The sequence below is a fragment of the Leisingera sp. F5 genome (assembly GCF_001593695.1).
The window spans coordinates 1-5,824 of sequence record NZ_LUKH01000117.1 but is presented as its reverse complement, the minus strand read 5'-3'; the positions used below and the strand labels follow the sequence as shown (position 1 = coordinate 5,824).

The 5,824-nt window shown below is 60.7% G+C and carries 7 protein-coding genes and 1 pseudogene; 7 read left to right on the top strand and 1 reads right to left on the bottom strand.

Annotation, left to right across the window (positions count from 1 at the left end):
- The 7 genes from A2I95_RS25205 to A2I95_RS25175 all read left to right on the top strand — a co-directional run.
- Window positions 1–1,014: branched-chain amino acid ABC transporter permease (locus tag A2I95_RS25205; RefSeq protein ID WP_291734337.1), on the top strand; the 1,014-nt coding region annotated here is incomplete at its 5' end.
- 4 nt (window positions 1,015–1,018) lie between these two features.
- On the top strand, window positions 1,019–2,221 hold the full coding sequence (locus A2I95_RS25200; protein ID WP_027259255.1) for a branched-chain amino acid ABC transporter permease: 1,203 nt from the start codon (window positions 1,019–1,021) through the stop codon (window positions 2,219–2,221).
- A gap of 12 nt (window positions 2,222–2,233) precedes the next feature.
- Complete coding sequence (locus A2I95_RS25195) at window positions 2,234–2,989, top strand: ABC transporter ATP-binding protein (protein WP_027259256.1); 756 nt, start codon at window positions 2,234–2,236, stop codon at window positions 2,987–2,989.
- 66 nt (window positions 2,990–3,055) lie between these two features.
- The gene (locus A2I95_RS25190; protein ID WP_027259257.1) at window positions 3,056–3,811 is read left to right on the top strand and encodes an ABC transporter ATP-binding protein; all 756 of its coding nucleotides are present in this window, start codon (window positions 3,056–3,058) and stop codon (window positions 3,809–3,811) included.
- Between the two features lie 283 nt (window positions 3,812–4,094).
- Entirely contained in the window at window positions 4,095–4,358 is a 264-nt protein-coding gene (locus A2I95_RS25185) for a PepSY domain-containing protein (RefSeq protein ID WP_291734332.1), read from the top strand.
- Window positions 4,359–4,421: 63 nt separating this feature from the next.
- A complete protein-coding gene (locus A2I95_RS25180) occupies window positions 4,422–4,958 on the top strand; it encodes a cytochrome b/b6 domain-containing protein (RefSeq protein ID WP_291734329.1) in 537 nt (178 codons plus the stop codon).
- A gap of 2 nt (window positions 4,959–4,960) precedes the next feature.
- Window positions 4,961–5,515: a helix-turn-helix transcriptional regulator gene (locus A2I95_RS25175; protein WP_291734326.1), complete on the top strand. Its 555-nt coding sequence runs from the start codon at window positions 4,961–4,963 to the stop codon at window positions 5,513–5,515.
- A gap of 8 nt (window positions 5,516–5,523) precedes the next feature.
- Here the strand turns inward: A2I95_RS25175 and A2I95_RS25170 are convergent.
- Window positions 5,524–5,824: pseudogene (locus tag A2I95_RS25170) on the bottom strand (long-chain fatty acid--CoA ligase); the annotation flags it as partial.

Genomic DNA, 5,824 nt, shown 5'->3' with positions numbered 1-5,824 from the left:
ATCCTATTGCAAATCTTGAACGGGCTCGACAAAGGCTCGGCCTATGCGCTGATCGCGCTGGGTTTGACACTCATTTTCGGCACGCTGGGCGTGGTGAACTTTGCCCACGGGGCCCTGTTCATGATCGGCGCCTTCTGCGCCGTCACCCTGCAGCGTATTCTGAACCTCAGCTTTGAAACCGTCGACGAGACCCAGACCGACTTTCTGGGCAACCCGCTGAAGGTGAAAACCCCCTACGTCGAGGCCTGGTTCGGCCCCGAAGTCGGCGGCTCTATCATCGACTGGGCCGTGCCGCTGGCGATTCTCTTTGCCATCCCGATCATGATCGGTGTCGGCTATGTGATGGAACGCGGGCTGATCAAGCATTTCTACAAGCGCCCTCATGCCGACCAGATCCTGGTGACCTTCGGCCTTGCCATCGTGCTGCAGGAAGTCATCAAGTATTTCTACGGCGCCAACCCGATCCAGACCCCGGCGCCGGATGCGCTGAACGGGGTGATGAACCTTGGCGCCCTCATCGGCATGGACATCATCTATCCGGTCTGGCGCGTGGTCTATTTCTTCTTCGCGGTGCTGATCATCGGCGGCATCTTCAGCTTCCTGCAGTTCACCACCTTCGGCATGGTGGTGCGGGCCGGCATGGCCGACCGCGAGACCGTGGGTCTTCTGGGCATCAACATCGACCGCCGCTTTACCATCATGTTCGGCATTGCCGCCGCCGTCGCTGGGCTGGCCGGTGTCATGTACACCCCGATCAACTCCCCCAATTACCACATGGGCATGGATTTCCTGGTGCTCAGTTTTGTGGTGGTGGTTGTCGGCGGCATGGGCTCCCTGCCCGGTGCGGTGCTGGCGGGCTTCCTGCTGGGGGTTCTCGAAAGCTTTGCTTCGATGAACGAGATCAAATCGCTGATCCCCGGCATCGACCAGATCATCATCTATGTGGTCGCAATCATCATTCTGCTGACCCGCCCGCGGGGCCTGATGGGCCGCAAAGGCGTGATGGAGGACTAAGACAATGTTCGGACTGGATAAAAAAGACACCTCTATGCTGATCATCGTCGCCTGTCTGACGCTGTTCGCCCCCTTCATCCTGAACCCCTTTCCCACGGACAGCGCCATGGCGCAGTTCAACGCGGGCTACCCGGACCTGATGCAACGGTTCGTGATCTTCGGGATCTTCGCCATCGGATTCAACATCCTGTTTGGCCTCACCGGATACCTGTCCTTCGGCCATGCGGCCTTCCTGGGCGCCGGTTCCTACTCAGCCGTCTGGATGTTCAAGCTGGTAGGCATGAACGTGATCCCGGCGATCCTGTTGTCGGTCATTGTCGCAGGCCTGTTTGCGCTGCTGATCGGCTTTGTCAGCTTGCGCCGCTCAGGGATCTACTTTTCGATCCTGACGCTGGCCTTTGCGCAAATGTCGTTCAACCTGGCCTATTCGGTGCTGACGCCCATCACCAATGGCGAGACCGGCCTGCAGCTGACCCTGGACGACCCCCGCATCCTGGGCGTCTCCGCCACCGCGGACGGCTCGATCCCCGTGACCAGCCTGTTCGGGCTTGAGATGCGCTCTACCTTCGAGATGGCCATTGGCCCCTGGGCCTTCCAGTTCAACGTGGGCTATTACCTGTGCGCGCTGATCCTGCTGGCGGCCTTTTACCTGTCGATCCGCATCTTCCGTTCGCCCTTTGGCATGATGCTGCGGGCGGTGAAGTCGAACCAGCAGCGGATGAACTATACCGGTCTCAACACCCGGCCCTACACCCTGGCGGCCTTTGTGATCTCCGGCATGTATGCGGGTCTGGCAGGCGGGCTGATGGCCTCAATGGACCCGCTGGCAGGCGCTGAGCGGATGCAGTGGACCGCCTCCGGCGAAGTGGTTCTGATGACCATCCTCGGCGGAGCCGGAACGTTGATCGGCCCGGTTCTGGGTGCTGGTTTCATCAAATACTTCGAGAACATCTTCTCGAAAATCAACGACAACGTGCTGCACAGCTGGTTCAGCTTCATGCCCGACGGGATGGAAGACGCGCTGGTCTTCATCGTGCATCCTTTCATCGGCAAAGGCTGGCATCTGACGCTGGGCATCCTGTTCATGCTGGTGGTGATCTTCCTGCCCGGCGGCCTGGTCGAAGGCGGCCAGCGGATCAAAGGCTGGCTCAGCCGCCGCAAGGCCAAGGACAGCAATACGTCCGGCGAAACCAACCCCGCGGAGTAAGGAGACAGAACAATGGGTATCCTTGAAGTCAAAAATGTGGGGAAACGGTTCGGCGGCTTGCAGGCACTGTCCGAGGTGAACCTCAGCGTTAAGGAAAACTCGGTCCATGCGATTATCGGACCGAACGGTGCAGGCAAGTCCACCCTGCTCAACTGCCTGGTGGGCAAGCTGATCCCCGACACCGGATCGGTCATGTTCGACGGCAAGTCTGTGCTGGGCCGCGCCCCTTACGAGATCAACCAGATGGGCATTTCCCGCGTGTTCCAGACGCCCGAGATCTTCGGCGATCTGACGGTGCTGGAAAACATGATGATCCCCTGTTTTGCCAAAAGGGACGGCGCGTTTGAACTGAACGCCCTGTCTGCGGTGCTGAAGCAGAAAGACATCCTGCAAAAGGCCGAACATATGCTGGAAGAGATGAACATGGCGGACAAGCGGCACATGCACGCCGCCGCCATGTCCCGCGGCGACAAGCGGCGCTTGGAGATCGGCATGTGCCTGAGCCAAGAACCCCGGCTGCTGCTGCTGGACGAACCTACAGCGGGCATGGCGCGGGCTGACACCAACAACACCATCGACCTGCTGAAACAGATCTCGGACGAGCGCGACATCACCATCGCCATCATCGAACACGACATGCATGTGGTGTTCAGCCTCGCCAACAGGATCACTGTATTGGCGCAGGGTACCCCGCTGGTCGAAGACGACCCGCAGAACATCCGCGGCAACCCCAAGGTGCGCGAAGCCTATCTGGGCGAAAGCGCGTAAAGGAGATCGTCACTCACCCCGAAAAGTGGAAACCGGTTTTCGGGATGAGTGAGAAAGGAAAAAGCCATGAATGTGAAACCCGATTTCTCTAAGAACGCCAATGCGGCCACCACCGCCCCGGCCTTTCTGTCGGTCTGGGATGTCCACGCCTACTACGGCGAGAGCTATATTGTCCAAGGCATCAGCTTCAACGTCCACGAGGGCGAGATCCTGGCCCTGCTGGGCCGCAACGGCGCAGGCAAGACCTCAACCCTGCGTTCCATCGCCCGCACCGGCTCGCCGCTGGTGACCCGCGGCGAAATCTGGCTGGATCATAAACCTCTGCACAAGATGGCCTCGCATGAGGCTGCGACGGAAGGCCTGGGCCTCGTGCCCGAAGACCGCCGCATCATCCCCGGCCTGACAGTCGAGGAAAACCTGCAGCTGGCACAGATCGCGCCGCCCGTCGGCTGGTCGCTGGAACGGCTCTATGATCTGTTCCCGCGCCTCGGCGAACGTCGCAAACAGGAGGGTGTGACCCTGTCGGGCGGCGAGCAGCAGATGCTGGCAATTGCCCGGGCGCTGGCCCGCGACATCAAAGTTCTGTTGCTGGATGAACCCTATGAGGGCCTCGCCCCGGTGATCGTCGACGAGATCGAAAAGACCCTCATCCACATCAAGGAACAGGGCATGACAACCATCATTGTCGAGCAGAATGCGGTGCGCGCCCTGGAACTGGCGGACCGTGCAGTGATCCTCGATACCGGCGGCATCGTCTTTGACGGCACTGCCGCCGAGGTGCTGGAAAACGAGGAACTGCGCGCCGAATACCTGGCCATCTAAGGACACCCCAAGAATTTATCTCCGTCGTGCCGGCCACCCGCGTGCCGGCACTGGCTGACTGAGGCCGGCTCTTTCCCAGGGCTGGCCTCTTTTTTTGCTGGCTGGCTCAGGAGCGGCGCGCAGGAAACCCCTGAATTCCGGTCATAAACCCCGGTTGTATGCCAGCGTTCTCTGCCTGCATCCAACCCAGCGCCTATTCTGTTTTGCTGCCGCGGCCCCGAAATCGCCGCTGCAGCCCGCACCTTCCGGTGCAGGGCCAACAAACCGCAGAAAGGACATGATCATGCGTAACCCCGTGAAACTCCTGGCCCTCGCCCTCACCCTGCCCGCCGCGGCGGCCCTGGCCTCCGGCACGGCCGTCAGCTCTGAGACCGAGGCCAAGCTGCAGGAGCTGCTGACCGGCCAGGGTTATGAGGTCACAGAAATCGAAGCCGAAAACGGGATGTTCGAAGCCGAGGCCACCAAGGTCGGCAAGGAATACGAGTTTACCCTGAACGACCGGCTTGAGATCGTGAAGATCGACGAAGACAGCGAAGACGACGATTGATCCCAACCTGCTTGAAACGGCTCCGGGCCCGCTTTGGCGGTGTCCGGGGCGGAAGGATGCAACATGCACAATTCATATGTCTGGGATCCCCTGGTGCGGCTGTTTCACTGGCTGCTGGCGGCGGGCTTTGCCGCGAATGCGCTGTTCACCGATCCTGACGGAACTCTTCACCATAACATTGGCTACTTTATCACCGGCTTGATCGGCGTGCGTGTGCTCTGGGGGCTGGCGGGCAGCCGCTATGCGCGCTTTTCCAGCTTTCCGCCCGACCTGAAGGCTGCAACCCGCCAGCTTGCAGACATCGCCGCCAGGCGCCGAAACAGCCACAAGGGCCATTCCCCCTTAGGCGCGCTGATGATCTACAACCTGCTGCTGACGTTGCTGGGCATTGTTCTTACCGGATGGCTGCTGACTCTGCCGCCGTTTCACAGCGCCGGCTGGCCGGAGGAGCTGCATGAAACACTCGTCTATTGGGCGGAAGCCTCGGCCCTGCTGCATGTGGGTGCAGTGCTGTTCGAGGCCCGCCGCACCAAAGTCAGACTGGCCCGCGCCATGATCACCGGTTACAAGAACTTGCCTGACAGTTCAGCGGAGACCTGACGATGAGCCAGAACCTGCACGGCCCGGCGCAGCCTTGGATCCTGATAGCCGTGATCGCCGTGCAAGCCCTTTGCGCGGCGATTTTCCTGGGCGACATGTTTGCAGATCTTGCCGGAATGGACACCGGGGATACCGGGCCGGCAGAAGGCCCCCATGCCTATATCGAAGGGCTCGCAGCGATTGCCCTGCTGACTGCCATCGTGATCGAGACCCGCATCTTGATGTGGCTGCTGCGGCGCAAGGCGCAGCTGGAGGAGAGCCTGAGCGCAGCCCAGGCCGCGGTTCAAGACATCATCAGCGCGGAATTTGCCAACTGGCGCCTGACTCCGGCGGAACTGGATGTGGCGACCTTTCTAGTCAAGGGGCTGTCCACTGCTGAGATCGCCGCCATGCGCGGCAGCGCCGAGGGCACCGTCAAGGCACAGCTTAACGCGATTTACCGCAAGTCGGGCACCAGCAATCGGGCCGAGCTGATGAGCCTGCTGATCGATACGCTGATGGGACAGCGGCAGCCTGCAGGAAGTGCGGAAACTGACGCCAGCCCCCGCACCGTCTGACCCCGGTTTCAAACCATCTTACGCAGTTCGGTTTTCAGCACCTTGCCATAGTTGTTCTTTGGCAAGGCGGAGATGCGGATATAGGCCTTGGGACGTTTAAACCGGGCGATGTGATCGTTACACAGGGCGTTCAGCTCGGCGTCAGAGACCTCCCCCACGACAAAGGCCACGACTTCCTCTCCCCAATCGGCGTGCGCCCGCCCCACGACCGATGCCTCGGAAACCTTGGGGTGCATCAGAAGCACTTCCTCCACCTCGCGCGGATAGACGTTGGAGCCGCCGGTGATGATCATGTCCTTGGAGCGGTCC

Coding starts and splice junctions, on each gene's coding strand:
- A2I95_RS25200 (WP_027259255.1), top strand. CDS start 1,019: ATGTTCGGACTGGATAAAAAAGACACCTCTATGCTGATCATCGTCGCC.
- A2I95_RS25195 (WP_027259256.1), top strand. CDS start 2,234: ATGGGTATCCTTGAAGTCAAAAATGTGGGGAAACGGTTCGGCGGCTTG.
- A2I95_RS25190 (WP_027259257.1), top strand. CDS start 3,056: ATGAATGTGAAACCCGATTTCTCTAAGAACGCCAATGCGGCCACCACC.
- A2I95_RS25185 (WP_291734332.1), top strand. CDS start 4,095: ATGCGTAACCCCGTGAAACTCCTGGCCCTCGCCCTCACCCTGCCCGCC.
- A2I95_RS25180 (WP_291734329.1), top strand. CDS start 4,422: ATGCACAATTCATATGTCTGGGATCCCCTGGTGCGGCTGTTTCACTGG.
- A2I95_RS25175 (WP_291734326.1), top strand. CDS start 4,961: ATGAGCCAGAACCTGCACGGCCCGGCGCAGCCTTGGATCCTGATAGCC.